The organism is Adhaeribacter aerolatus (assembly GCF_007991635.1).
In the GTDB taxonomy this organism is placed as follows: Bacteria; Bacteroidota; Bacteroidia; order Cytophagales; family Hymenobacteraceae; genus Adhaeribacter; species Adhaeribacter aerolatus.
In genome coordinates this window covers 1-26,693 of sequence record NZ_BJYS01000055.1, presented here as the reverse complement: position 1 = coordinate 26,693, position 26,693 = coordinate 1, and the positions used below count along the sequence as shown (strand labels likewise).

Below are 26,693 nucleotides of genomic sequence, written 5' to 3'. Positions count from 1 at the left end.
ATAGCATGAAAGAAATATCAAAAATAAAATATTCCGCTTTTACACTATTAACTTTATTAATTCTGGGGATGGCTTCTTTTGTAAGTCGGCCCTTTGCCCCAAGCCAGGAACTGCTCGTGTGCGGCGACAGCCAGGTTTTAATTGTGGATTACCTAAAGTCGAAAGACAGCATACCGGCCGTCGTGTGGCGGTGGGATGCCCGCGAGGTAAAAGAACTACCAGAAAAATACCGGACCAGCTATTTCAAATCCGTAGACGATAGTAAATCCGTGGCGGGCGGAAAACAGATTCTGATATCATCTTCCTCCGGGGGTGTGGCTCTGGTTAACCGGGCCGATAAGAAGCTGCTTTTTTACGCGCATGTGCCCAATGCCCATTCCATCGAACTTTTACCCAATAATAGGGTAGTGGTAGCGGGATCAACGGCCAAAGGCGGTAACTGCGTGGCTTTATTCAATATTAGCCAACCGGAAAAGGTAATATTTAGAGATAGCTTGTATTCGGGCCACGGCGTGGTTTGGGATACCAAAAGGCAAAAATTATATGCCTTGGGTTATGACCAGTTACGGCAATATATTTTACAGGACTGGAACAGCACTTCGCCCAAACTGAAGTTGGAAAAAAAATGGAAGATACCCGGATTATCCGGCCACGATTTACAGCTTTCGCCCGATGGCAATGCCTTATTCCTGACCGAACACGATAACCCCTGGATTTTTAACCTTAAAACCGCGGAATTTACCAAACTGCCCGAATTAGCCGGCACCGCCAATGTAAAAAGCTTCGGCAAACACCCTCAAACCGGTCAGCTAATATTTACCATTCCGGAAGAAAGCTGGTGGACTTACCATGTAAAATTCCTGAATCCGACTCGAAGTTTGGCCTTTCCGGGTATGCATGTTTATAAAGCGCGGTGGGTTGAAAATAAATAGGTTTAGTTTAAGGCCTAACCCTCTCCTCCAGAAGCTAATCCTATAGGAAACATAATTGCTGGTGCGAGCTTGTAGCTCGTACCTCCATTTTTGCAATATTGGTGAAGCTTATGGGTTAAATTTACCTTTTTCAGTTTCATATTAAAGCGTCTGGATGGTGGAAAGAGACGAGCTACAAGCTCGCCCCAGCGCTAACAAATTATCTTAAAAAAGGGTAGGGGATTAAGTAATAATTTATGATATATATTCTTTAGTGTCTATTTATGGTCAAACAGCTTTTATTTCATTATCGATATTCCGTTTTTGTATTCCTGCTAATTTTTTTAAGTCAGATTAATTCTTTAACTGCTCAGACTCCCCGGAGACCTGCCGTTGAAAAAAGCCGCAAACCCAATATTATTTACATTTACGCCGACGATTTAGGTTATGGCGAAATAGGAGCCTACGGGCAACAGAAAATAAAAACTCCTAATCTGGATCGTCTGGCAAAGGAAGGAATGCGTTTTACCCAGCATTATACCAGTACGCCCGTATGTGCTCCGGCAAGATGCATGTTACTGACCGGACGCAATGGTGGCCGGTCCTACATCAGAGGTAACTACGAATTGGGTGGTTTTGCCGATAACTTAGAAGGTGGGCAGATGCCTTTACCCGAAGGAACGTTTACCATTGGCCATTTAATGCAGCGGGCCGGCTACAAAACCGCCGCCATTGGCAAGTGGGGCCTGGGCCTGCATTCCAATACCGGCGACCCCAATAAGCAAGGTTTTGATTATTTCTACGGCTACCTCGACCAGAAGCAGGCCCACAGCTATTACCCAACGCACCTTTGGGAAAACGGTAAATGGGATAAATTAAACAACCCGTATGTTGATGTACATAAGCAGCCGGCAAAGCCAAAGGAGCAAATAACCCCGGAAGATCTGGCAGTTTACAAAGGCAAAGAATACGCCGTTGATAAAATGACTAATAATGCCCTGCAGTTTATGCAGAATAATAAAAACGCACCTTTCTTTTTATACTTGCCTTACTCGTTGCCCCATGCGGCTTTACAAGTACCGGATGCCGATATTAACTATTATATCAAGCTGTTCGGGGAGAAGCCAAACCTGACCATGAGTAATTATGTGCCTACCTTTTATCCGCTTTCTACCTATGCGGCCATGGTTACTTACCTCGATAAACAAGTAGGTTTAGTGCAGGAACAATTAAAGAAGTTAGGCTTGGATCAGAACACCATTATTATGTTTTCCAGTGATAATGGACCGGCTTCTTCGGTGGTAGCGGCTACTGATAATTTTTTTAATAGCGCCGGCCCGTTTCGGGGTATGAAACAGGATTTATACGAAGGTGGCATCCGCTCTCCGTTTATTGTAAACTGGCCCGGCAAAATTCAGCCGAATAAAGTTTCGGATTTAATATCGGTACAATACGACATGATGGCTACCCTGGCCGAAATAGCCGGCGTAAAGGCCCCGGCCAACGATGGCATATCACTGCTGCCTACTATGCTGGGTAAAGACCAAAGCCAGCAAAAACGGCCATATATTTATTTCGAGTTTCCGGAAAAGGGTGGGCAGGTCGCCGTCCGGATGGGTAACTGGAAAGGGGTTAGAACCAATATCAAACAAAATATAAATGCGCCTTGGCAGCTCTATAATTTAGCTTCCGACATTGGTGAGAGAAAGGATTTGGCCGCCGAACACCCGGAAATTATAAAACAAATGGCCGCTATTGCCCAGAAAGAGCACCGCTGTCCACATATTAAAGAGTGGGAGTTTGTCGACCCGAAATTTACCTCAAAATAAATTATTGCATCTGCCTAACTCAGGTTATACTCACTATGGCGCGGAAGCTTCTTCCGTGCCTTCCTGAGTAGAAAATCGGGCGCGGAAGTAAATCCCCGCCAGTTAAAGCCGGCAAAGTTGGCTTGCATAAATACCAATCAAGCGCTAATAGTTTAGCTACAACCTATGATGAAGAGATATTTACAAACCGGAAAATTCATTAAAACAACAATAGGATTATTGCTTATGTTGTTGTTAAATTCGAATGATACAAAAGCCCAGCAAAGCCAAAACCTGCTGCCGGAAAAAAGCCGTCGGCCCAATATTGTTTATATTTATGCCGATGATTTAGGCTACGCCGAATTAGGAGCTTACGGACAGCAGAAGATTAAAACGCCTAACCTGGACCGCCTAGCCAAAGAGGGAATGCGTTTTACCCAGCATTATACCAGTACGCCCGTATGTGCTCCGGCAAGATGCATGTTACTGACCGGTCGTAATGGTGGCCGGTCCTACATCAGAGGTAATTACGAGCTGGGCGATTTTGCCGATAACTTAGAAGGCGGGCAGATGCCTTTGCCCGAAGGTACGTTTACCATTGGCCATTTAATGCAGCGGGCCGGTTACAAAACCGGGGCCATTGGCAAGTGGGGTTTGGGTATGCATTCCAATACCGGTGATCCCAATAAACAAGGCTTCGATTATTTTTACGGCTACCTCGATCAGAAGCAGGCCCATAATTATTACCCGACCCACTTATGGGAAAACGGTAAATGGGATAAGCTGAACAACCCGGTGATGGACGTACATCCGAAACCCGCCGAAGCGGCTAAAAACCCGAATTTCGATTCCTACATCGGTAAAGACTACGCTTTAACCAAAATGGGTGATAAAGCCGTGCAGTTTATAAAGGAGAACAAAAGCAAACCATTCTTTTTGTACCTGCCGTTTGTAGCGCCGCACGTGTCTTTGCAGGCACCACCCGAAGCCGTGCAGGAATACATTGGTCAGTTTAAAGAAGAGCCTTATCTGGCACAGAACGGCTATATTCCGGTAAAATATCCCCTCTCCACTTATGCCGCCATGATCACTTATCTGGATAAGCAGATCGGCCGGGTATTGGAAGTAATTAAACAACAGGGAATGGATGAAAATACCATTATCATGTTCTCGAGCGATAACGGCGCTACTTTTAACGGCGGTGTACAGGCCAAGTTTTTTAACAGTGTCGGGCCACTGCGGGGGTTAAAGATGGATTTATATGAAGGTGGTATCCGGGAGCCGTTTCTGGCGCGGTGGCCGGGTAAAATTGCTCCCGGCAAAGTGAGCGACTTAGTATCTGTACAATATGACATGATGGCAACCTTAGCCGATATATTAGGTGTTAAGGCTCCGGCCAACGATGGCATATCAATGCTGCCTACCTTCCTTGGTAAAGACCAACTGCAACAGAAACGGCCTTATATTTATTTTGAATACCCCGAAAAAGGCGGACAGGTAGCTATCCGGATGGGCAACTGGAAAGGCATCCGGACCAACGTGCGGCAGGATAAAGATGCACCCTGGCAGTTGTATAATTTAAGCACCGACATTAGCGAAAACCAGAACGTAGCTGCCCAGCACCCGGATATTATAAAGCAATTTGCTGCCATAGCCCAAAAAGAACACCGTTGTCCGCATATTAAAGAGTGGGAATTTATTGATGCCAAGTTCTCCTCAAAAGCCAACTGATAAGGGCAAGTTTATGGAATCGTATTTAACCTTGCTGGAATAACCCGGCCTGATTGCTGAAAATATTAAATTGGGTAGGTGGAATAATCCGGGAATGGATATTGGGCAGCCGGAATCTCTTTATTTCACCTTTCCAAAACAATATTTCTAAATGAGTCTGATTTTTTATCAGGCCTAGATGAGGCTCTCACACTATTTAATGTTATCTGAAAGAACCAGTCTGGCAATGGTTAGGTGCTAACGCATTCTTAAAATTCAGGAACCTCCCGCACTCCTATATTTGGTGAGTAGTTCCTATAGGCCGCTATAAATTTAATAATTGATTATCAGTTAAATATTTTGTTTATCCGGGCCCCAGGAAAAAAAATCCAGGTTTAAAAAGATAAAATGTGCGCCGGAAATTTGAAAAAAATAAAAAAGGCTTTATATTCGGGTACGTACACGGTGAATATGTTTTGTAAAGCACTAAAAAGTTTAAAGCTTTTCCACGTTGGGTATGCTGGCTTAAAAGTATTTGCAACTCATCAGTAACTAATAATTACCGCCAAACGGGTGCCTTGCCGAACCTTTTTAATTTTTGTTTTGACCGTCTTATTATATATTCAGTAATCAGTGAAAAAGTATAACCGCGTGGTTTCATTCTTCGGGGGATTGTTCCTGGTGATGTTGGTTGCCCATAATATTTTGGCGGCGCGGTTGTACGGGGGGTATTATTTGGCCGAACGGATTAAAAATTTACGCAATAATTGCGAGCGGTTTGCGTGGGCCCGGCAACTCAAGGAATCAGCCATCGAAAACGCCCAACCCTGGGTGGCCATAGCCGACGAGGACTTGTGGGCCATGGTACCGGGCCAGGATTTGCCCCGGTGCATCGATGTCACCTTCAACCGGCTGACCACCGGGCCTAAATTTCTGGGGTATTTAAAGTGCGGCAATCAGATTAGCAAGTTCGGCAATTATCCCTATAATCCCGGTTTTGGAAACAAGCCCTGGAAGCTAACCTGTCCATCCGAAGGTAATGGTAGTAAAGTCTTCTGCGGGCCGGTTGCTTTTGTGCGGGCTTACAAAGGGCCTACCATGGTGGTGCGGAACGCAACCATTCCCGAAGATTATGCCCAAGGGTATGCGTACGATTTTGAAGAAGGAGCCGCTTTCCGGATTGCGAATCACCAAATCTGGGAGAACTAAACAGCTTCCGATTTATAAAAATTATGTAAATTATCATCATTTTAATCAATGGTGTTTCAGTTGATAGATGATTTTTCTGGGAATTAAGTTATCGGAGTACTAGTTTTAAAAAGAGATAAATATTTTATTATAACCCTATTAAATATGATGGACCAACCTTATAACCGAAGGAATTTTATTAAAACCGCCGCAGTGGCCGGCATTGGCTTGGGATTTAACCTGAGTGCTGCACCCGTCTGGGTTAAAGAGAAAGGCAACCGGGTGGGAATAATTGGCTTGGATACATCGCACAGTACGGCTTTTACCAAAGAACTGAACAAGGCAGATGCCGGTGATACTTACTACGGTTACAAAGTAGTGGCCGCTTATCCCCAGGGCAGCACTGATATTGAATCCAGCACAAAGCGCATACCTGGCTATACAGAAGAGGTAAAAAAACACGGGGTTAAAATTGTTGATTCTATTAAGGCCTTACTAAAAGAAGTAGATGTGGTTTTGCTCGAAACCAATGATGGTCGCCCGCGCCTGGAACAAGCCATGCAGGTGTTAAAAGCCGGTAAGCCTATGTTTATTGATAAACCGGTGGCCGCTTCTTTGCACGACACTGTAGCCATTTACGATGCCGCTAAGCAGTACAAAGTTCCGGTTTTTTCTACTTCTTCGTTGCGCTATATGCCCAGTGTACAGGAAGCAGCGCAGGGCAAGGTGGGTAAAATACTCGGAGCCGATACCTACAGCCCGGCCACCATAGAAAAATCACACCCGGATTTATTCTGGTACGGCATTCACGGCGTAGAGTCGCTCTTTACCTTAATGGGTACCGGCTGTAAGAGCGTTACCCGCACCCAGACCGAAAACACCGAAATAGTGGTGGGCATCTGGGAAGATGGTCGGGTAGGAACCTTCCGGGGTACCCGCAATGGTAAGCATGATTATGGCGGTACCGTTTACGGAGAAAAAGGAAATATGTCACTGGGCCCTTACGGCGGCTATAATGCTTTATTATCCGAAATCGTTAAATTCTTTCAAACGGGCAACTTGCCGGTAAAGCCCGAAGAAACCCTGGAAATATATGCTTTTATGGAAGCCGCCGACGAGAGTAAACGGCAGGGCGGCAAATCGGTAACCATCCAAAGTGTAATGCAGAAATCAAGGTCTTAAACAAAAAGAAATTTATAAATCCACTCACCAAAAATTAAATGGAAAATACCAGAAGAGAATTCATTAAAAAAGCAGCTTTAGGCACAGCCGCCTTGTCGTTTGGTGGTATATTACCAGGATTCAGCCCCAAAAGCTATGGCCGAATATTAGGCGCTAACGACCGGATTATGGTGGCCAGCATGGGTGTAAATGCCCGGGGACTGGCCGTAGGAACAAACTTTGCCAGCCAACCTAACTGTGAAGTTTTATATTCCTGCGATGTAGATTCCAGGGCTTCGCAGAAGTTTGTGGCGGCCGTAGAAAAAGTTCAGAAAAAGAAACCCAAAGAGCAAGGCGATTTCCGGAAAGCCTTGGAAGATAAAAACCTGGATGCCTTAATTGTAACCGCCCCCGACCATTGGCATGCACCGGCCGCTATTCTGGCCTGTAAAGCCGGCAAGCACGTTTATTTAGAGAAGCCCGCCAGTCACAACCCGAACGAAGGTGAAATGGTAATGGCGGCGGCCAAAAAATACAACAAAGTATTGCAAATGGGTAATCAGCGCCGCTCCTGGCCCAATGTTATTGCCGGCATTAACGAATTAAAAGCAGGCGCGATTGGCCGCCCTTATTTTGCTAAAACCTGGTATACGAACAACCGCCAGTCTATTGGAGTAGGTAAAGAAACCGCCGTGCCCGAGTGGTTAAATTACGATTTATGGCAAGGGCCGGCCCCACGCCAAGCGTATAAAGACAACGTGGTACATTATAACTGGCATTGGTTCTGGAACTGGGGTACCGGCGAAGCCTTAAACAACGGCACGCACATGGTAGACCTGGCGCGCTGGGGTTTAGGCGTAGATTATCCAACCCGGGTTACTTCCGCTGGTGGGCGTTATCATTACAAAGACGATTGGCAAACGCCGGATACCCAGGTAATCAATCTGGAGTTTGATAATAATACTTCTATTTCCTGGGAGGGCAGAAGCTGTAACGGCAAGCCTATCGAAGGTTCTTCGGTGGGGGTTATTTTCTACGGTGAAACCGGTTCTTTATTTATTGGCGGCGGCAATGCCTATACCATCTTTAATTTAAAAAACGAAGTAATAAAAGACGTGAAGAATGATGTAAAGGTAGATCCGCGTAGCTTAACCAACCCTTCCCAGGTGCTGGATGCCATTCATATTAACAACTTTTTTGATGCCATTCGCTCGGGGGCTAAACTGAACTCCGACATTGTGAGTGGTCACCAGAGTACCTTATTGGTGCAGTTAGGCAATATTGCCCAGCGTACCGGCCGGGCGCTTAACATCGACCCTAAAAATGGCCATATCCTGAACGATAAGGATGCCCTGAAATATTGGAGCCGCGAATATCAGAAAGGATGGGAACCCAAAGTTTAAGGTTTAACCCAGGAACTAACAAACTGTCTTTAAATTATAAAAGTACCGGGGACTGACAAAAAATATTGGTCCCCGGCTACTATTATATAATGCGGAATAAAAAAGAATTATAAAGGAAGCTCCGGCGAGCATAAAACAAAAAAGTGTATGGGTAATACAGTAGCCGTAAAGAAACAGAATGATTCAGTTGATGTCAGTTCGTTAACGAAGCGGGACACCACTATTTCGATTATAATTATTGGGGTGATGTTTTTTATCTTTGGGTTTGTTTCCTGGATAAATGCCATATTAATTCCGTATTTTAAAATAGCGTGCGAGTTAACTAATTTTCAGTCTTACCTGGTAGCGTTTGCCTTCTATATTTCTTATTTTGTAATGTCGGTACCCTCTTCTTTTCTGCTCAAAAAAGTAGGATTTAAGAAAGGTATCATGGTTGGCTTCTGGACCATGGCCGTTGGAGCTTTTATATTTGTGCCGGCGGCTTATACCCGTACGTATGAAATATTTCTGATGGGATTATTTACCATTGGCGCCGGCTTAGCTATTTTGCAAACAGCCGCTAACCCTTATATTACAGTATTAGGCCCCAAAGAACGGGCTGCCCAGCGGATCAGTATTATGGGGATTGCCAACAAAGCAGCCGGTATTTTAGCCCCCATTTTATTTGCCGCCGTTGTTTTAAAAGCCACTGATACCGACTTATTTGCCCAACTGGGCACGATGAGTGAAGTAGAGAAAAATGCGGCCTTAGATGAATTAATCCGGCGGGTAATTGTGCCTTATACGTGTGTAGGTGCGGTATTATTAGGCCTGGGCTTATTTATCCGTTATTCCCCGCTACCAGAAATTAATACCGAACAGGAAAGTGCCGAAGTGGCCACGGCTAATTCCGGTAAAACCAGCATTTTTCAATTTCCGCATTTAATATTAGGTGCTTTGGGCATTTTCCTGCACGTAGGCACCCAGGTAATTGCCATCGATACCATTATTGGCTACGCGGGTTCTATGGGTATTCCGTTGATGGAAGCTAAAGTTTTCCCGTCTTATACTCTATTCCTGACTATCTGCGGTTATATACTGGGTATTATTTGCATTCCGCGTTTCATCAGTCAGGTAAATGCCCTGCGTATTTGTACCTTGCTGGGTACCTTGTTTACCTTACTCATTATTTTTGCCGAAGGTAAAGTTACCTTTTTAGGCCATGAGGCCGACCTTTCTATCTGGTTTATTGTATTACTAGGTTTTGCCAACTCGTTGGTTTGGGCGGGTATCTGGCCGCTGGCTTTAGATGGCTTAGGTAAATTTACGAAACTGGGCGCTTCTATTATGATTATGGGCTTATGCGGCAACGCCATTATGCCGCTTTTTTACGGTTACTTTGCCGATTTATTTGATGTGCGGCAAGCCTACTGGGTGTTGTTCCCTTGCTACCTCTACCTGGTTTTTTATGCGGTGTACGGCCACAAAATCAGGAAATGGGCTTAATAGGGCGATGCCGGTACTTAAAAAACGAAGATGAATTTACAGCAGATTAAAATATTTAACGGTAAACTTATTACGCCGCACCGGATTATTCCGCAAGGTACGGTACTGGTAAATAATGGAATTATTACGGCCGTTACGCAAGGGGATATAGAAGTACCGGATGCAATCCAAATAGATGCACAAGGCCAGTATGTTTCCCCGGGCTTTATAGATATTCATGTGCACGGGGGCGGGGGGCACGATTTTATGGACGGCACTGAAGAAGCATTTCTGGAAATTGCCAAAACCCATGCCCAGTACGGCACTACCGCGCTATTGCCCACCACGCTTACAGCCGAGAAAGAAGATCTGCTCCTTACCCTTGATTTATACGAACAAGCCAACCGGAACAATACCCAGGGATCGCAGTTTCTGGGCATGCATCTGGAGGGGCCGTACTTTGCCATGAGCCAGCGCGGCGCCCAGGACCCTCGCTATATCCGGAACCCCGACCCGGCAGAGTACAAGGAGATTATTGCCCATTCCCGCTCGATAAGGCGCTGGAGTGCCGCCCCGGAACTACCCGGTGCCATAGCTTTCGGGCAATATTTAACCGCCAACGGTATCTTAGCTGCCGTTGCCCATACCGATGCCATTTACGAAGAGGTAATCGAAGCTTTTGAAAACGGCTACCGGTTAGCAACGCATTTATATTCGGCTATGTCGGGCGTGAGTCGCCGCAACGCTTTCCGGTACGCGGGGGTTATCGAGAGCGCTTATTTGCTGGACGGCATGGACGTGGAAATAATAGCGGATGGCGTTCATTTACCGGCCCCGCTTTTAAAACTGGTGTATAAAATAAAAGGACCCGACCGGACTGCGCTCATAACCGATGCCATGCGGGGAGCCGGTATGCCGCCGGGGCCCAGTATGCTGGGCAGCAAACAAAATGGCCTGGAAGTAATAATTGAAGATGGTGTAGCCAAAATGCCGGATCGCAGTTGTTTTGCCGGCAGTGTGGCCACCGCTGACCGCCTGATCCGAAGCATGATAGAATTAGCGGATGTGCCCTTACTCGACGCCGTTAAGATGATGACCAATACCCCCGCCCGGATTATTGGGGTGGATGGTAGCAAAGGGTCTCTGGCCAAAGGCAAAGATGCCGATATAGTTATCTTTGACCAGAACATTAATATTCAGACCACAATGGTACAAGGCAGGATCGTTTACCAACACGAGCAGCCAGGGCCGGCAACTGTTAGCAAAGCTACTATAGACCAGGCGCTGCGTTTAAATGCAATACCTTAGTTCTTTATCCAAAAGCCGGTTTATACCCATTTCATTCAGCCTGCTGCAATTGTTAAATAATTCTACTATAAAAAAGATTACCAAATTTCGTCTGGCGGCCTTTCTGGAAATTTATCCGGGAAGGCCGCCGGCATTTAGCGTGCTTAACGAATTATTCTCGCTTGGCTTAGATTTGCTTTATTTAAGAACCAATTCAGTACAGGAAATTGACTGGAAATATATTTTAAATAATATTAATCCGGCTTACCAGGAGCGGGTAATAGTTCCGGTTCAGGCAAAGGAAATTGTGCCGGAGTACAATTTAATTTGGCACTGGAAAGAAGCAGAACGAAAGACAATGCCACCCCAAATGAAACTGCCAGCAAATGTTTATTCTACCTCGGTGCACGCTCTGCCGAATATTTTAAATTTATTGCCCGCCTTTCGGTATGTTTTTTACAGTCCTTTATTCGAGAGTATCAGCAAGCCTGGTTATAGACCACTGCATAGCCCGGAGGAAATAAAAAGAACTTTGCTGAACCTGCGGCAAGCCAAATCAAAACTTCCTTTAATAATGGGTTTAGGCGGTATAACCGCCACTAATATAAAACTAGTGAAGGAATTGGGGCTGGACGGGGCTACTTTGATGGGTGCACTCTGGCAAGCTGCAGATCCGTCGCAGGCATTTGAAAAAGTTAAAATCGCTTTAGAAATTTAAGTAATAATTGGTGATTTTTAGTTTGATCTTGCCTCTCTTGATATAGATTCTGTGATAAAAAAAACAGCCCTGGTTTTAGGCCGGGCTGTTTTTGAAAAATGAAAATTTAAATCTGAATAGTTAAAGAAAGATTGTCTAGCACTTAATGTCTGTCCGGTTAACTCTAAATAGTGTCTGTTACTACCAACAAGGCGTAAATCATGCCGGGTATAAAAAACAGGATGGTAAGCAACAAGCTTATCCAGAACCGGTTGTTAATACCCTCATGCAGAAATACACCCACCGGCGGTATCAGAATCGCAAATATTATTTCCACGATATTCGATCCGGACGCGTTTGTCTGCAGCACCTCTTTAACGTTGGTTTTAAGTTCTTTACGCTCTGACTTGGTTAAATTAGTCAGCCGGCTCTGCACCAACGCTAACGCTTCTGTTTCGGCGGGAGTTAATTCGGTTTTATGCTGGTTTTGTGTCAGGGCAGGAGCCAGTGGCTTAGCAGCTAATGGTTTTCTGACTGCTACGGGCGTGGCAGGTTCCCTACTGGCAAGCAGTGCCGGCTCGGCCAGGTTGGTAGCTAAAGGTTGGCGGGTGGCAGTAGGCAATGGTACCTCGTTAGAAACCAGAACATCTGCTACCGTAGCTGCCGGCTGGGTTTTAACTTTTTGGTAGGTTGCTTCTTTATTGGGGGCCAACCGGTAATATTCAGCAGAGCTACACGAAAATAAAACCTGCGCTAAGAACAACACCACACCTGAATAGAGTAGACTTTGCTTTTTCATAGTTTTGAATTTTAATTTAAATAATAACCAAGACCAATGGCGCTCCTGAATCCTGGCTTTTTCTGGTTAAAATATATTTTAATATAGTCTACTCATTTTTATATTTTTAGTTATTAAATCAGGTATTTTTGTATTATTTAGGTCTTTTGAAAGAAATTATTTGGTGCAAAGTGGCCTGAATCAAATTTATTTAAAGACTGACTATTACTTTTTTTCTGCCAAAATCTTACCTGATTTTACCAGGATTGTTATGAAAAGATATAAACTTTGGGTAAGAGGCATTTATTTGTAAGGGAAAACTTTTAAATTAATAGCTTAATACCTAAAACGGGCAAAAATATCCACCACCGAAATAATAAAGTACATGAATGATTTACAGTTTAACCGGCGCAAGTTTATAAAAGAAACCGTAACCACGGCCGCCGGTATGATGGTTTTATCGGCTTTACCGAACGCGACCCAGGCCGGAACAGAAATTTTCACCAACGCACCGGCTATCCTAACCCGGGGAAGCAGCACTGCTAATCCGGCAGCTCCCCGCATCCGGTTTTCGGTTATTGGCTTAAATCATGGTCACATCTATTCGCAGGTAGAGGCGGTGCTGCGGGGCGGCGGCGAACTGGTTAATTTTTATGCCAAGGAGCCGGATCTGGCAGCTGCTTTTATAAAACGGTTTCCGCAGGCCAAACAGGCTAAAAGCGAAAAGGAAATCCTCGAAGACAAAAAAATCCAGCTAGTGGTGAGCGCTTCTATTCCGAATGAAAGAGCGCCTTTAGGGGTGCGGGTAATGCGCCACGGCAAAGATTTTATGGTAGATAAGCCCGGTATTACTTCTTTGGAACAGTTGGCCGAAGTGCGTAAGGTACAAAAAGAAACCAAACGGATTTACTCTATCATGTACAGCGAGCGCCTGGAAAACAAGGCTACTGTAAAAGCCGGGGAATTGGTAAAAGCCGGCGCCATTGGTAAAGTGGTGCAAACCATTGGGCTGGGGCCACACCGCATGAACCCAAAATCGCGACCCGAATGGTTTTTTGATAAAGAAAAGTTTGGCGGTATTATTTGCGACATTGCATCGCACCAGTTCGACCAATATTTGTATTTCACGGGCTCCACCCAGGCCGAAATTGTAGCGTCGCAGGTCGGCAATTTTAACAATCCGCAATATCCGAAGTTCGAAGATTTTGGCGATGCCATGTTGCGCGGCAATGGCGGTCCCGGTTATATTCGGGTAGACTGGTTTACCCCGGATGGCTTGAAAACCTGGGGCGACGGTCGTTTAACTGTTTTGGGTACCGAAGGCTTTATTGAAATCCGTAAAAATATTGATATAGGCGGCCGTCCCGGCGGTAACCACTTATTTTTGACTGACCAGAAAGAAACCCGTTATATTGATAGCAAAGATACCGATCTGCCTTACGGCAAGCAGCTCGTGGATGATATTGTAAACCGCACCGAAACAGCCATGAGTCAGGAGCATTGTTTTCTGGCTACTGAATTGGCGCTCAAAGCGCAGAAGCAAGCCCAGAAAATAACCCAGAAGGCATAAATTCTAATCAGAATAAAATATTATAAAAATAAGAGTAGAAATAAATTATTTAGGTCTTTTGTACCCACTCCTGTCATTCAGAAGGAAACTTGTTCGTGACTTGCTAACAAGTTTCCTTCTGAATGACAGGAGTGGGTTGTAATGGCATTTTTGGAATATCTCTAATAAGCCACCTTCCATTTACAAATAGCCATATCATTTAAAAATAAATTGCCCCTGCTGCGTTTACCGTAACAGGGGCAATTTATTTTTTTCAAGACTGAATTTGTCAGGTCTTATTTAGCTGCTTTAGCTGTGTCGTTTTTTGGCATTAACCGGATAAGCAAACCGGGGCCTTCAGTCACGGCATAAACATAGCCGTCCGGACCTTGGGCCACGCATCTAACCCGGCCAATGTCCTGCGCTAACTTTTCTTCGGCCACGTATTTGGTGCCGTCTAACTGTACGCGGGCAATGTGTTTGTGGGCCAGCGCGCCCACTAATAAATTGCCTTTCCAGTCGGGGTATTTATTGCTGGTTACAATGGTCATGCCGCAGGGCGCAATAGAGGGTACCCAAATCCGGACAGACTTTTCAATGCCGGGCAGTTCTTTGTTCTCGGTCAGGATTGTACCGTTGTAGTTAATTCCGTGCGAAGTTTTGGGCCAGCCGTAGTTTTTACCTTTTTCTATCAGGTTCAGTTCATCGCCGCCCTTGGGGCCGTGTTCTACCGCCCAAATCCGGTTGGTAGCAGCGTCGTACACCATACCTTGCGGGTTCCGGTGGCCGTAGGTCCAGATAGTAGGGTTGGCATCTTTCTGACCCACAAACGGGTTATCCTGCGGTACCCGGCCATCGTCGTAAATCCGGTGAATTTTACCGTGGTCGTTGTTTAGTTCCTGTACTTTAGGTTGTGTGCCTCTTTCGCCGGAGCTGAAGTAAAGGAAATTATCTTTATCGAAAACAATGCGGCTGCCAAAGTGGAAATCGGCTGGTATATAGGGTTTAGCGGCAAAAATATCTTTCGCCTCCACAATCTGGTTGCCTTTCAGCTTAAAACGCATAATCGCCGTGGTGGCTCCACCTTCTACGGGTTTTGAATAGGAGATGTAAATCCACTGGTTTTTAGCGTAGTTCGGGTGCAGTTTTATATCCAGCAAACCGCCTTGTCCTTTGTTAAATACTTTTGGCACACCGGCCAGTTTTTCGCCGGTAAATTTGTTGTTTTTGAAAACCAATATTTCGCCGGATCTTTCGGTAACCAGCATACGGCCGTCCGGCAGCCAGGCCATACCCCATGGATTTTTAAAGCCTTCGTGTAGTTTTTCGACAGTATAAGCCGAAGAATCTGCCACCGTTTCGGAAACTGAATTAGGGGGTGTAGAATCGGCAGCTTTACCGGGCAAAGCGGTAAAAGCTGTTAGTAACAAGGATAAGGTATAAATAACAGGTTTATTCATTTTATTATTGGGTTAGGATTAAGATCTTTTCTTTTAACTGGGTACAAAATTAATACGGTAAATGATGAAAAAGTAACGAAGAAAAAGAAATACAATAGGATAATGGGTGTTTGGTAATAGTTAAGTATTTAAGTTTAAGTAATCCATAACTATCATTCAGGAGGAAACTTGCTAGCAGGTCACGAACAAGTTTCCTCCTGAATGACAGTTATGGGTAGAATAACTTGAAAACCGGACATAGTAATGAATGCGTAAATCTGTTAAAATATATTATTAAAGCATACGCTTACAATTTAAAGGCATCTAATATATAGTATAACGAAAAAGCCGCAATTTTATACGGCCTTTTCGTTGCTAAAATATTTGATTATCAGTTTCTGATTTTCAGGTATAGCCTTTAAACTACCACGTTAACAATTTTATTAGGCACCACAATTACTTTTTTCGGTGCTTTGCCTTCTAAATATTTATCAATCACACCCGAAGAAATAACTTCTTTTTCGATTTCTTCTTTTGGTTTATCGGTTGGGAAAGCCAGTTTACCGCGCATCTTGCCGTTTACCGAAATCGGATATTCGAAAGTGCTTTCGGTTAAATATTTCTCCTCCCAGGTCGGGAATGGTTCATACGCAATGGTTTCGGTATGGCCCAGCAAAGACCAGATTTCTTCGGTAATGTGCGGCGCGTAAGGGGCTAATATTACGGTGAGCGGCTCCAGAATAGCCCGTTTATTGCTCTTCAGGGTTGTCAGCTCGTTAACACAAATCATAAAAGTACTTACCGAGGTGTTAAACGAAAGGCGTTCCATATCTTCCTCTACCTTTTTAATAGTTTTGTGCAGTGTTTTCAGTTCGGCCGGTGTTGGCTGATCGTCTGAAACCGAGAAGTTGCCGTTGTTATCGAAAAATAATTTCCAATAGCGTTTCAGGAATTTATGTACGCCGTCGATGCCGTTGGTATTCCAGGGTTTAAACTGTTCCAGTGGACCCAAAAACATCTCGTACATCCGCAGGGTATCGGCACCAACGCGTTCCACCAGCACATCTGGGTTCACCACGTTGTACTTCGATTTGGACATTTTCTCAATTTCCACCCCGCAGATATATTTGCCATCTTCCAGGATAAATTCCGCATCAGCATTTTCAGAACGCCATTTTTTGAAAGCTTCAATATCCAGTATATCGTTATCAACTAAATTTACTTCAACGTGTAAAGGTGTATATTGTCCAATTGGAGTTTCATTAAAACCAGTTCTTTCCAATTCTTCTTGGGTCCAATTATGACCGAGCCTGTTTAAGGAGACAAAAACATTTTTATCACCTTTAACTCTATACACAAAATTAGACCGGCCCTGAATCATGCCTTGATTAATCAATTTCTGAAAAGGCTCGACTTGCGAAACCAAAGCTAAATCATGCAGGAATTTGTACCAGAAGCGGGAATATAATAAGTGACCGGTAGCATGCTCAGAGCCACCAATATATAAATCTACGTTCTGCCAATATTGCTCGTCTTCGGGCGTAACAAAAGCTTCCTGGTTATCCGGCGACATGTAGCGCAAATAATACCAACTGGAGCCTGCCCAGCCCGGCATGGTGCTTAGCTCGTACGAATATTCACCTTTATATTTCCAATCTTTGGCGCGGCCTAATGGCGGCTCGCCGGTTTCGGTGGGCAGGTAAGCATCAATTTCGGGTAATACCAACGGCAACTCCGATTCGGGTAATGGTTGCGGAATACCGTCTTTGTAATAAATCGGAATGGGTTCGCCCCAGTAGCGTTGGCGGCCAAATATCGCATCGCGCATCCGGTAATTTACCTTGCCCTGACCAATGCCCATTTCTTCGAACTTCGCGGTGGCAGCTACCAAAGCGTCTTTTACCTCCATACCGTTCAGGAAGTCCGAATTAATCATTTTACCTTCTTTGGCTTCGTACACCTCGTCGGTATTAGAGCCTTCAATAACCGGCACTATGGGCAAATTAAAGTGTTTGGCGAAATTAAAGTCACGGATATCGCTGGCGGGAACGGCCATTACCACACCTGTACCGTAGCCGGCCAAAACGTAATCGGCCACCCACAACGGAATTTCTTCGCCATTCAGCGGGTTCAGCACGTACGAACCGGTAAATACGCCGCTAATGGTTTTTACATCGCTCATGCGGTCGCGCTCCGAGCGGTTTTTGGCGGTACTCACGTATTCCTCCACGGCCTGGCGCTGCTCCGGAGAGGTTAATTCCGGTACCCATTCGTGTTCGGGGGCAATAGCCAGGTAGGTAACACCGTAAATGGTATCGGCCCGGGTAGTAAATACTTTAAGTTGCCGTTCCGAATCTTTTACTGTAAAGTTCAGCTCCGCGCCCAAAGATTTACCAATCCAGTTGCGTTGCATTTCTTTAATAGCTTCGGTCCAGTCCAGGGCTTCTATATCGTTCAGCAAACGTTCGGCGTAGGCGGTAATGCGTAAGCTCCACTGCTGCATTTTCTTGCGTTCTACCGGGTAACCGCCGCGCTCACTCACTCCGTCTTTTACTTCGTCGTTGGCTAGCACGGTTCCTAAAGCCGGACACCAGTTTACCGTGGCTTCCGATAAAAAGGCCAGCCGGTATTGCAATAATATATCCGATTGCTGTTTTTCATTAAACCCTTGCCATTCTGCGGCAGTAAAAAGCGTACGCTCCTCTTCGTCGCATGCGGCTTTTACACCGGCAGTTCCGTTTTGTTCGAACTTAGCTATCAGCGTGGCAATCGGTTCGGCTTTATCAGTTTCCTGGTTATACCAGGCATCGTAAAGTTTCAGAAATATCCATTGGGTCCATTTATAATAATCCGGGTCGGAGGTGCGCACTTCGCGGCTCCAGTCGTAAGAAAATCCCAGGCTGCTTAACTGCTCTTTGTAGCGGGCAATATTTTCTTTGGTAGTAATGGCCGGATGCTGTCCGGTTTGAATAGCGTATTGTTCGGCAGGCAAACCAAAAGCATCGAACCCCATGGGGTGCAACACATTAAAACCCCTTTGGCGTTTATACCTAGCCATAATATCCGAAGCAATATATCCCAGCGGGTGACCTACGTGTAAGCCGGCGCCCGAGGGGTACGGGAACATATCCAGCACGTAGTACTTGGGTTTGCTATTATCGGTAGTGGTTTTAAAAGTTTGCTGCTGGGCCCAGGTTTGCTGCCACTTTTTCTCTATCTGACTAAAGTTGTAATCTGACATGCTTTTGTTTATGAAATCGAAAATGGCCTCCGGTAATATTTTAATGAACCAGCCAGCCGGGTTGTTCGGTTTTGTTTATTTCTGCAAGTTAAGACAATTAGTTACAAAAATTCAACCAAAAGGGGTTTCCATTTTAGAAATAATAAACAAAGAATAATATTACAAGAATGATTGCAATATCTGCGGTTATAAAAAGCAGGCAATATTTACCCGGAAAAATTTAAACATAATTTACCCGGTTTTAAGATATCTAAATACTTCCGGGCATTTCCGGCAATTAGTTGAGGTTCCGGTAATCGTTCGGAGAGAAGCCCACCCGTTGTTTAAATAAGCGGGTAAAATGTTGGGGATACTTGAAGCCTAAATCATAAGCAATCTGGCTAACGGATTTACTTTGGTCAAAAATCCGCTCTTTGGCCACCTCCATTACCTTGGCCTGAATATATTCCTGCGCCGTTTTGCCGGTTTCTTTTTTAATCAGGTCGCCAAAGTAATTCGGCGATAAATGCAACTCACCCGCACAGTAAGCTACGGAAGGCAAACCAATTTGCTGTGGCTTATCCGATTGGAAAAATTCGTTCAGCAATATTTCAAAGCGTTCCAGCACCCCTTTGTGCGGATTCTCGCGGGTAATAAACTGGCGGTCGTAAAACCGGACGCAGTAGTTTAACAATAACTCAATGTTGGAGGCAATCAATCTTTTACTGTGCTTGTCAACGGCGTGTTCCAGTTCATATTCAATCTTTGAAAAGCAATCCAACACAATTTTTCTTTCCCTTTCCGATAGGTGCAACGCTTCGTTAGATTGATAACCAAAGAAAGTATAATCCTGAATATGACGTCCTAATGGAGTGCCATGAATTAAGTCCGGGTGGAAAATCAGGGCATAGCCTTTCGGTTGGTAGGTTTCGCCGGTATTGTCTACACTAACCACTTGCCCGGGTCCGATAAACACCAGCGTTCCTTCCTGGTAATCGTAGGTATGCCGGCCATAACGCAAATCGCCGCATACCACATCTTTTAAAAAGACGGTATAAAACCCAAAATACATGTTAGACGCTTGCCGGGGACTCGCCTTTGATAAATCTACCACACTTACCAGTGGGTGCAGGGTTTCATTGTTATTAAAAACATTGTAATCGTTTATGGTTACAAAGCGGCGGATATTTTCCATAGGAATATTGTTATAACTCCTTCAAAATTAATGGTATATTTAGTGTTACCGGCATGCGCTTACCTAAATCAGTAATATTGGTAAGTAAAACCGTAATATGTATAACTACTTAACGGAAAATAAAATGGAATTTTGAACCTGAGGAACTGAAATTATTCAAAAGACCTTGAAGAAAAATAGATATCACATTAACATAATATCCTGATGGCAAATTTTAATATCAAAGTAAACGGGAAAGTCCGGCAGGTAGAGGCAGACCCTGCTACCCCAATCTTGTGGGTTTTGCGCGACCATTTAGATTTGCCAGGTACCAAGTACGGCTGTGGTGTGGCGCAATGCGGCGCCTGCACCGTGCATTTAAACGGTAATGCGGTTCGGTCCTGCCAATTACCGGTTTCGGCGGTAGCTAACCAGGAAATTACCACCATCGAAGGATTATCGGCTAAAGGAGACCATCCAGTACAAAAAGCCTGGCTGGAGCACGATGTGGCGCAATGCGGGTATTGCCAGGCCGGGCAAATTATGAGTGCCGTATCTTTGCTTAAAAACAAGCCAAAACCAACCGACGAAGATATTAATGCTTTTATGAGCGGGAATATTTGCCGCTGCGGTACTTACACCCGCATAAAAGCTGCCATTTTAGATGCGGCTAAATCCTAATTAGAGATAAATTAAGACTTAAAAGCATGGAAAATATTAAAAAATCAATTAACCGGCGTTCTTTCCTGAAGGCATCAGCCCTGGCCGGTGGCGGCTTGCTCTTAAATTTTAGTTGGCTGGCCAGCGCCAAAGCGGCATATACTATTGGTAATAATCTGAACGCGGAACCTACCTGGACGGAAATAACCGGTTACATTAAAATTACCCCGGATAATATTATAAAAATCCTGAACCCTAATCCGGAATTCGGGCAAAATGTAATGACTTCCCTACCGATGATGGTAGCCGAAGAACTGGAAGCCGACTGGCAAAAAATTGAGGTAGAAATGGGCCCCCACGACAATGTGAAATTAGGGCCGCAATTTACCGGCGGCAGTAATTCGGTACGTATGTATTGGAAACCTCTCCGGGAAGCCGGGGCGACAGCCCGCCAAATGTTAATGGAGGCGGCTGCCCAAACCTGGAAAGTACCAATAGAGGAAGTAACCACAAAAGGCGGAATACTGTTTCACCAAAAAAGCGGTAAAACCGGCACTTATGGCAGCTTTGCCTCTAAAGCGGCGGCTCTGCCTATTCCAAAAGAAGTTAAGCTAAAAGAGCCGCAGCATTTTAACGTTGTCCGCAGTGCCCGGAAAAATGTAGAGGGCTTGAAAATTGTGACGGGCAAACCACTGTTCGGCCTGGATTATAAGCAGGAAGGCATGCTGATTGCCATGATTGTGCACCCGCCGGCTTTCGGGATGAAATTGAAATCTTTTGATGCCGCGGAAACTTTAAAGATGCCGGGTATTAAGGCTATTTTCAGCCAAAAATTATACGAAGATGGTTTTGAACAGGGCGGTTTCGATACCCGGACTTTTAACGATATGCTGGTGGTAGTGGGTAAAACTACCTGGGAGGTGATGCAGGCCCGCAAAAAATTAAATGTACAATGGGAACCGGCTGGCGACACCAAAGACACCTTCGGCGGCCGGGGCCAGAAAAGAGAGGTAACGGTGCCGGGCGAGTTGGAAAGTACCGACGCGATGTTTAAAAAAATGCAGGAATATGCAGCCAAACCTGCACAACAGCTCCGGAAAGATGGCGATCCCGAAACAGCTTTTAAGAATGCGGCGCAAATTATCGAACGCACATATAATGCCCCGTTTTTAGCCCATAACTGCATGGAGCCGATGAATTTCTTTGCCCATGTTACGGAGGAGAAAGCTTTGGTGGCTGGACCGCTGCAAGCCCCAGGTTGGTCAGAACCTACGCTGGCAAAATTATTAAACCTGCCAGGCGACAAGATTGAAATTCAGATGACCCGGATGGGAGGAGGCTTTGGCCGCCGGGCCTATGGACATTATCTCTATGAAGCCGCGCTAATCTCTAAAAAAGTAAATGCACCAGTTAAACTGGTATACACCCGCGAAGATGATATGACCTACGGTATTTATCGGCCGATGTACACGGCTACTTACCGGGCAGCGCTGGATGCAAATAAAAACCTGATTGGCTTTCATGTAAAAGGAGGTGGTATTCCGGAACATGCTATTCATGCCAACCGTTTTCCGGCTGGTGCCGTGGATAATTACCTGGCCGAAGGCTGGCAAATACCTTCCAATATTACCATTGGGGCCTTCCGGGCACCTCGCTCTAACTTTAATGCCGCGGCCGAACAATCCTTTTTAGATGAACTGGCCGAAGCCATGGGTAAAGACCCCATTGATTTTAGACTGGCGCTATTGAAAAGGGCGAAAGAAAACCCAGTAGGTAAAGATAATGACTACAATGCGGACCGTTACGCCGGCATATTAACCCTGGTGAAAGAAAAGTCCGGTTGGGGCAAACCCGAAAATAAAAAATACAATCGTGGTGTGGCGGCTTATTTCTGCCATAATTCTTATGCCGCCCATGTGGTAGATATGGTCATGAAGGATGGTCAACCTTACGTGGAACGGGTATTTAGTGCGGTTGATTGCGGTATTGTGGTAAATCCGGATGCGGCTAAAAATATGGTAGAAGGTGCCGTGGTAGATGGCATTGGTAATGCCTTTTACGGGGGGCTAACGCATAAAAATGGCAAACCCGAGCAATCCAATTTCCACCAGTACCGCATGATTCGCATGAATGAAACACCTAAGAAAATTGAGGTTCATTTTGTGCAGAACGATATCGACCCGACTGGCTTGGGCGAACCACCGTTTCCGCCGGTTTTTGGAGCGGTAGCCAATGCGCTTTTCAAATCCACGGGCAAACGGTTTTACAACCAGCCCTTTGCCCCGGATTTAAACAAAAAAGAAGGCAAACAAATTTGATTTCTCCTCAGGCTAACTAAGCCGGAAACAAAATACATTTGTTCCCGGCTTAGTTTTTATTACTCCTTTCTCATCTCCTTTTTGATTCCTTACACAATCAGTAATATTGGTAAGTAAACCCGTAATCTGTATAATCCTTCTGCGCTTATTTGCATTTACCTTTGTAGTGTTAAAATTCAATAATACACAAAGAGAGATAATATGCAAACGGTTAAGTTAAATAACGGCGTCGAAATGCCAATATTAGGATTTGGCGTTTTTCAGGTTACGGACCTGGCATTGTGTGAGCGAAGCGTATTAGAGGCGATAGAAACCGGTTATCGTTTAATTGACACGGCTGCTTCTTATATGAATGAAGAAGCTGTTGGGAGAGCAATAAAGAAGAGTGGAGTAGCTAGAGAAGAATTATTTATAACTACTAAGCTTTGGATACAATCTAATGGTTATGAAGGAACAATAAAAGCCTTCGAAGATTCGCTTAAAAAATTACAACTAGAGTATTTGGACTTATATCTGATGCACCAGCCTTACGGCGATGTGTATGGTGAATGGCGGGCCATGCAGGACTTATACCAGGAAGGAAAAATCAGAGCCATTGGGGTTAGCAATTTTCATCCGGACCGCCTTATCGATTTAATTATTCACAACGAAATAGTTCCGACCATCAATCAGATTGAAACCCATCCCTTTCACCAGCAATTAGAAACGCAAAAATTTCTAACTCAAAACGGGGTACAAATAGAATCCTGGGGGCCATTTGCGGAAGGTAAAAATAATCTGTTTAGTAATGAGTTTTTAAGAAATATTGGTGAAAAATATGATAAAACCATTGCCCAGATTGTATTGCGCTGGCTTACGCAAAGAGGGGTAGTAGCAATTCCCAAGTCAGTGCGCAAAGAACGGATAGCGGAGAACTTTAATATTTTCGATTTTGAACTAAGTGAAGCGGATATGGCCGGTATTCAAACCTTAGACACCAAAACCAGCAGCTTTTTCGACCACCGCGACCCGGCAATGGTGAAATGGCTCGGCGAACGAAAACTTTAATACCATTTTAAATTCAAAAACATGGAAAAGAGAATATTAGGTAAAAGTGGTTTAGAAGTATCTGCATTGGGTTTGGGCTGCATGGGCTTGAGTTTTGGCTATGGCAAAGCCGTTGAAGACCAGGAAGCAATAAAATTAATTCGGGCTGCTTTTGAACAAGGCGTTACCTTTTTTGATACCGCCGAAGTATACGGACCGTTCACGAACGAGGAGCTGGTAGGAAAAGCCGTAGAACCATTCCGGAACCAGGTAGTAATTGCTACCAAGTTTGGGTTTAAATTGGAAAATGGTAAATCTATTGGGGTAGATAGCCGACCGTCTACTATAAAAGCGGTGGCCGAAGCGTCGTTAAAACGGTTAAAAACCGAGGTAATCGATTTATTTTATCAGCACCGCGTAGATCCCAATGTACCGATTGAAGAAGTTGCCGGTGTGGTAAAAGAATTAATCCAGGCAGGTAAAGTAAAACATTTTGGTTTGTCGGAGGCGGGGGTGCAAAACATAAGAAGGGCGCATGCTGTGCAGCCAGTTGCGGCTTTGCAAAGCGAATATTCGTTGTGGTGGCGCGAACCGGAAGCCGAAATATTGCCTACGCTGGAAGAATTGGGCATTGGTTTCGTGCCATTTAGTCCGTTGGGTAAAGGCTTCTTAACCGGTAAAATAGACGAAAATACCACCTTCGATAAAACAGATTTCCGGAACACGGTTCCCCGCTTTTCCGAAGAAAACCGCAAAGCCAATCAAGCCTTGGTGGAATTGCTCGGTACCATAGCTACCGAAAAGAACGCTACGCCGGCCCAAATTGCCTTGGCCTGGTTGTTGGCCCAAAAGCCGTGGACAGTGCCCATTCCGGGAACTACCAAAATACACCGGCTGGCAGAAAACCTGGGTTCAGTAAATATTACCCTACAGGCAAATGATCTGAATAAAATTAATCAGGCGCTTTCTCAAATTGAAGTGCAGGGTAACCGGTATTCGGAACAAGCCGCCAAAATGATTGACCGGTAGTTAACTGGGTTGGAATAAATTCTTATTTCTCAATTATTTAATTCTATAAACTAATTACCCATAATATAAAACCTATGAAATTATTTCTGAAACTAAGAATACCGGTCCTGTTTTGTTTAAGCCTTTTGCTATTAAGCTCCTGTGCTACGCAAAAAAATATAGGTGCTTCGGCGGTAAATATTCAGCAGGCAGAGCCGGAAATAATAAATTTATCCAAACAGAAATGGCAGTGGATGGCTGATAAAAACGTAGATAAACTGGCCCAACTCTTTCACGATAAAGCAAAGTTTGTGCACATGAGCGGCACCTGGAAAAAGGAGGAGGAGCTGGAAATTATTAAATCGGGCAGCATTTGGTACAAGAAAGCCGATGTGCACGATGTGGCCGTAGAATTCGTGGACGACACAGCCATTCTCTGGAACCGCATAACGCTCACGGCGGTGGTGCGGGGCGCTGATGCCGTAACGGAGTTTACCGTAACCGAGGTCTATAAAAAACAAGGCACCGATTGGAAATTATTGGCCTTCACTTTCAGCAGTGTCCGGGATACCCACCAAATTAAAGATTAGCAGAATTTAAGCTGACAAATTAAAGTTTTAGTAACGCTAAAATATACCATATAAAATTTCTTAAAATATATACCACCATGAAATTACAAGCTTTCATCCTTGGCCTGTTCCTGTTATTTGTATTTGGGTCGTGCACCGCGCAAAAAAAAGCCACAACTGCTACGGCAAACGTGCCGCACTCGGACCAGGAAATTATTAATCTTTCTAATAAAAAATGGCAATGGATGGCCGATAAACAGGTTGATACCTTGGCGACACTTTTCCATGAAAAAGCAATGTTTGTGCACATGGGCGGCAGCTGGGGCAAAGAACAGGAAATTAAGGTGATTCAATCTGGCAACATCTGGTACAAGAAAGCGGAGGTCTATTCATCTTCTGTGAAATTTATTGATAATACGGCCATCCTGCTAAATGACATTGATTTGGTAGCCGTGGTGGGCGGCAACGAAGTTGTTAATCCATTTATGGTAACGGAGGTATATGTGAAAGAAAATGGTAAATGGAAAATGGGCTCTCTTACTTTTTCCCGGCTGGCCAGGCCGGTTAAGTATAATCAGAAGTAGCCTAACTGCTATAAATATCCCCAATACAAATAGTTAAAAAGCTGATTTAACCTAGAAAATTAAAAACGCTGCATTCTTTAAATAATCTTTTATGCTGAATCTGCTGGTTGCCTTTCTGCTGTTATTTTCGGCCTGCGCTACCTCCGCACAAACGGAAGCAATTAAGGTGGAGACAACCATTAAGGTAAACCTGGATAAAATATTAATTGTGTATTTATCCCGGACCAATAATACCAAAGCTTTGGCCGAAATGATTCATAAGCAGATAGGCGGAACCTTAGTGGCCTTGGAACTGGAAAATCCTTACCCAACAAATTATAGGCAAATTGTAGACCAGGTAGCCAAAGAAAATGAAACTGGTTTTTTACCGCCGCTCAAAACTAAAATAGAAAATATTCAAAAATATGAGGCAATATTTATCGGCTTCCCAACCTGGGGGATGCAACTGCCCCCGCCCTTGAAAAGCTTTTTAAAACAATATAATTTAAGCGGTAAAACCATTATTCCCTTTAATACCAACGCCGGCTACGGCATAGGCAGTAGCTTCGAAACCGTAAAAACAATGGCCCCTAATAGCCAAATATTGGAGGGCTTTAACACCAAAGGCGGCATAGAGCGGGATGGGGTTTTATTTGTGATGAAAGGCGAAAAAGCGCAAAGCACAGAAACGGAAGTAAAAGCCTGGCTGCAGAAAATAAAGATATCGGAATAAATTTAGCATAACAAAGGCATATAATTA

21 protein-coding genes are annotated in these 26,693 nt (G+C 44.5%); 17 read left to right on the top strand and 4 right to left on the bottom strand.

Features of this window, described 5'->3' with window-relative positions; translation table 11 throughout:
• Nucleotides 1–5: 5 nt before the first annotated feature.
• The 9 genes from AAE02nite_RS24805 to AAE02nite_RS24765 all read left to right on the top strand — a co-directional run bounded on the left by AAE02nite_RS24805 (nt 6) and on the right by AAE02nite_RS24765 (nt 11,650).
• The gene (locus tag AAE02nite_RS24805; RefSeq protein WP_146905045.1) at nt 6–932 is read left to right on the top strand and encodes a DUF6528 family protein; all 927 of its coding nucleotides are present in this window, start codon (nt 6–8) and stop codon (nt 930–932) included.
• 263 nt (nt 933–1,195) lie between these two features.
• On the top strand, nt 1,196–2,740 hold the full coding sequence (locus tag AAE02nite_RS24800) for an arylsulfatase (RefSeq protein ID WP_146905042.1): 1,545 nt from the start codon (nt 1,196–1,198) through the stop codon (nt 2,738–2,740).
• Nucleotides 2,741–2,905: 165 nt separating this feature from the next.
• A complete protein-coding gene (locus AAE02nite_RS24795) occupies nt 2,906–4,450 on the top strand; it encodes an arylsulfatase (RefSeq protein WP_246151243.1) in 1,545 nt (514 codons plus the stop codon).
• A 612-nt stretch (nt 4,451–5,062) separates the two neighbouring features.
• A complete protein-coding gene (locus AAE02nite_RS24790) occupies nt 5,063–5,638 on the top strand; it encodes a hypothetical protein (RefSeq protein WP_146905039.1) in 576 nt (191 codons plus the stop codon).
• A 144-nt stretch (nt 5,639–5,782) separates the two neighbouring features.
• Entirely contained in the window at nt 5,783–6,799 is a 1,017-nt protein-coding gene (locus AAE02nite_RS24785; protein WP_218033558.1) for a Gfo/Idh/MocA family protein, read from the top strand.
• A 38-nt stretch (nt 6,800–6,837) separates the two neighbouring features.
• Nucleotides 6,838–8,181, top strand: a complete 1,344-nt coding sequence (locus AAE02nite_RS24780) for a Gfo/Idh/MocA family protein (protein ID WP_146905036.1) — start codon at nt 6,838–6,840, stop codon at nt 8,179–8,181.
• Nucleotides 8,182–8,277: 96 nt separating this feature from the next.
• Nucleotides 8,278–9,666: a sugar MFS transporter gene (locus AAE02nite_RS24775; protein WP_307725571.1), complete on the top strand. Its 1,389-nt coding sequence runs from the start codon at nt 8,278–8,280 to the stop codon at nt 9,664–9,666.
• A 30-nt stretch (nt 9,667–9,696) separates the two neighbouring features.
• The gene (gene nagA / locus AAE02nite_RS24770) at nt 9,697–10,953 is read left to right on the top strand and encodes an N-acetylglucosamine-6-phosphate deacetylase (protein ID WP_146905030.1); all 1,257 of its coding nucleotides are present in this window, start codon (nt 9,697–9,699) and stop codon (nt 10,951–10,953) included.
• Nucleotides 10,940–11,650, top strand: coding sequence for a thiamine phosphate synthase (locus AAE02nite_RS24765; protein ID WP_146905026.1), 711 nt, complete (start codon nt 10,940–10,942; stop codon nt 11,648–11,650). The genes nagA and AAE02nite_RS24765 overlap by 14 nt, the downstream gene beginning before the upstream one ends.
• A gap of 163 nt (nt 11,651–11,813) precedes the next feature.
• Here the strand turns inward: AAE02nite_RS24765 and AAE02nite_RS24760 are convergent, their stop codons facing one another.
• Complete coding sequence (locus AAE02nite_RS24760; RefSeq protein WP_146905023.1) at nt 11,814–12,428, bottom strand: YqaE/Pmp3 family membrane protein; 615 nt, start codon at nt 12,426–12,428, stop codon at nt 11,814–11,816.
• 364 nt (nt 12,429–12,792) lie between these two features.
• On the opposite strand from AAE02nite_RS24760, the gene AAE02nite_RS24755 reads away from it, so the two are divergent.
• Nucleotides 12,793–13,977, top strand: a complete 1,185-nt coding sequence (locus AAE02nite_RS24755; RefSeq protein WP_146905020.1) for a Gfo/Idh/MocA family protein — start codon at nt 12,793–12,795, stop codon at nt 13,975–13,977.
• Between the two features lie 275 nt (nt 13,978–14,252).
• Here the strand turns inward: AAE02nite_RS24755 and AAE02nite_RS24750 are convergent, their stop codons facing one another.
• The 3 genes from AAE02nite_RS24750 to AAE02nite_RS24740 all read right to left on the bottom strand — a co-directional run bounded on the left by AAE02nite_RS24750 (nt 14,253) and on the right by AAE02nite_RS24740 (nt 19,810).
• Complete coding sequence (locus AAE02nite_RS24750) at nt 14,253–15,416, bottom strand: PQQ-dependent sugar dehydrogenase (RefSeq protein WP_146905017.1); 1,164 nt, start codon at nt 15,414–15,416, stop codon at nt 14,253–14,255.
• Nucleotides 15,417–15,813: 397 nt separating this feature from the next.
• Entirely contained in the window at nt 15,814–18,636 is a 2,823-nt protein-coding gene (locus AAE02nite_RS24745; RefSeq protein ID WP_146905014.1) for a leucine--tRNA ligase, read from the bottom strand.
• 277 nt (nt 18,637–18,913) lie between these two features.
• A complete protein-coding gene (locus tag AAE02nite_RS24740) occupies nt 18,914–19,810 on the bottom strand; it encodes a helix-turn-helix domain-containing protein (protein ID WP_146905011.1) in 897 nt (298 codons plus the stop codon).
• 204 nt (nt 19,811–20,014) lie between these two features.
• Here AAE02nite_RS24740 and AAE02nite_RS24735 point away from each other — a divergent pair, with 204 nt between their 5' ends.
• From AAE02nite_RS24735 to AAE02nite_RS24705, 7 genes are all read left to right on the top strand, one after another.
• Nucleotides 20,015–20,470, top strand: a complete 456-nt coding sequence (locus AAE02nite_RS24735; RefSeq protein ID WP_146905008.1) for a (2Fe-2S)-binding protein — start codon at nt 20,015–20,017, stop codon at nt 20,468–20,470.
• Between the two features lie 26 nt (nt 20,471–20,496).
• Nucleotides 20,497–22,767 (top strand): molybdopterin cofactor-binding domain-containing protein, encoded by a 2,271-nt coding sequence (locus tag AAE02nite_RS24730; RefSeq protein WP_146905005.1) that lies wholly within the window; start codon nt 20,497–20,499, stop codon nt 22,765–22,767.
• Between the two features lie 201 nt (nt 22,768–22,968).
• Complete coding sequence (locus tag AAE02nite_RS24725; protein ID WP_146905002.1) at nt 22,969–23,814, top strand: aldo/keto reductase; 846 nt, start codon at nt 22,969–22,971, stop codon at nt 23,812–23,814.
• A 21-nt stretch (nt 23,815–23,835) separates the two neighbouring features.
• Entirely contained in the window at nt 23,836–24,822 is a 987-nt protein-coding gene (locus tag AAE02nite_RS24720; RefSeq protein ID WP_146904999.1) for an aldo/keto reductase, read from the top strand.
• A 74-nt stretch (nt 24,823–24,896) separates the two neighbouring features.
• Nucleotides 24,897–25,391 carry a nuclear transport factor 2 family protein gene (locus tag AAE02nite_RS24715; RefSeq protein ID WP_146904996.1) on the top strand — a complete coding sequence of 165 codons (495 nt, stop codon included), beginning with the start codon at nt 24,897–24,899 and terminating at the stop codon, nt 25,389–25,391.
• 77 nt (nt 25,392–25,468) lie between these two features.
• Entirely contained in the window at nt 25,469–25,954 is a 486-nt protein-coding gene (locus AAE02nite_RS24710) for a nuclear transport factor 2 family protein (protein ID WP_146904993.1), read from the top strand.
• Nucleotides 25,955–26,045: 91 nt separating this feature from the next.
• Nucleotides 26,046–26,666 (top strand): flavodoxin, encoded by a 621-nt coding sequence (locus AAE02nite_RS24705; RefSeq protein WP_146904990.1) that lies wholly within the window; start codon nt 26,046–26,048, stop codon nt 26,664–26,666.
• The last annotated feature ends 27 nt before the right edge of the window (nt 26,667–26,693 follow it).

What these genes read in the sequence shown, in the direction of transcription:
- AAE02nite_RS24725 (WP_146905002.1), top strand. Translation starts at nt 22,969, where the DNA reads ATGCAAACGGTTAAGTTAAATAACGGCGTCGAAATGCCAATATTAGGA.
- AAE02nite_RS24795 (WP_246151243.1), top strand. Translation starts at nt 2,906, where the DNA reads ATGATGAAGAGATATTTACAAACCGGAAAATTCATTAAAACAACAATA.
- AAE02nite_RS24735 (WP_146905008.1), top strand. Translation starts at nt 20,015, where the DNA reads ATGGCAAATTTTAATATCAAAGTAAACGGGAAAGTCCGGCAGGTAGAG.
- AAE02nite_RS24760 (WP_146905023.1), bottom strand. Translation starts at nt 12,428, where the DNA reads ATGAAAAAGCAAAGTCTACTCTATTCAGGTGTGGTGTTGTTCTTAGCG.
- AAE02nite_RS24745 (WP_146905014.1), bottom strand. Translation starts at nt 18,636, where the DNA reads ATGTCAGATTACAACTTTAGTCAGATAGAGAAAAAGTGGCAGCAAACC.
- AAE02nite_RS24805 (WP_146905045.1), top strand. Translation starts at nt 6, where the DNA reads ATGAAAGAAATATCAAAAATAAAATATTCCGCTTTTACACTATTAACT.
- AAE02nite_RS24785 (WP_218033558.1), top strand. Translation starts at nt 5,783, where the DNA reads ATGATGGACCAACCTTATAACCGAAGGAATTTTATTAAAACCGCCGCA.
- AAE02nite_RS24750 (WP_146905017.1), bottom strand. Translation starts at nt 15,416, where the DNA reads ATGAATAAACCTGTTATTTATACCTTATCCTTGTTACTAACAGCTTTT.
- nagA (WP_146905030.1), top strand. Translation starts at nt 9,697, where the DNA reads ATGAATTTACAGCAGATTAAAATATTTAACGGTAAACTTATTACGCCG.
- AAE02nite_RS24740 (WP_146905011.1), bottom strand. Translation starts at nt 19,810, where the DNA reads ATGGAAAATATCCGCCGCTTTGTAACCATAAACGATTACAATGTTTTT.
- AAE02nite_RS24710 (WP_146904993.1), top strand. Translation starts at nt 25,469, where the DNA reads ATGAAATTACAAGCTTTCATCCTTGGCCTGTTCCTGTTATTTGTATTT.
- AAE02nite_RS24755 (WP_146905020.1), top strand. Translation starts at nt 12,793, where the DNA reads ATGAATGATTTACAGTTTAACCGGCGCAAGTTTATAAAAGAAACCGTA.
- AAE02nite_RS24705 (WP_146904990.1), top strand. Translation starts at nt 26,046, where the DNA reads ATGCTGAATCTGCTGGTTGCCTTTCTGCTGTTATTTTCGGCCTGCGCT.
- AAE02nite_RS24780 (WP_146905036.1), top strand. Translation starts at nt 6,838, where the DNA reads ATGGAAAATACCAGAAGAGAATTCATTAAAAAAGCAGCTTTAGGCACA.
- AAE02nite_RS24765 (WP_146905026.1), top strand. Translation starts at nt 10,940, where the DNA reads ATGCAATACCTTAGTTCTTTATCCAAAAGCCGGTTTATACCCATTTCA.
- AAE02nite_RS24730 (WP_146905005.1), top strand. Translation starts at nt 20,497, where the DNA reads ATGGAAAATATTAAAAAATCAATTAACCGGCGTTCTTTCCTGAAGGCA.
- AAE02nite_RS24715 (WP_146904996.1), top strand. Translation starts at nt 24,897, where the DNA reads ATGAAATTATTTCTGAAACTAAGAATACCGGTCCTGTTTTGTTTAAGC.
- AAE02nite_RS24720 (WP_146904999.1), top strand. Translation starts at nt 23,836, where the DNA reads ATGGAAAAGAGAATATTAGGTAAAAGTGGTTTAGAAGTATCTGCATTG.
- AAE02nite_RS24800 (WP_146905042.1), top strand. Translation starts at nt 1,196, where the DNA reads ATGGTCAAACAGCTTTTATTTCATTATCGATATTCCGTTTTTGTATTC.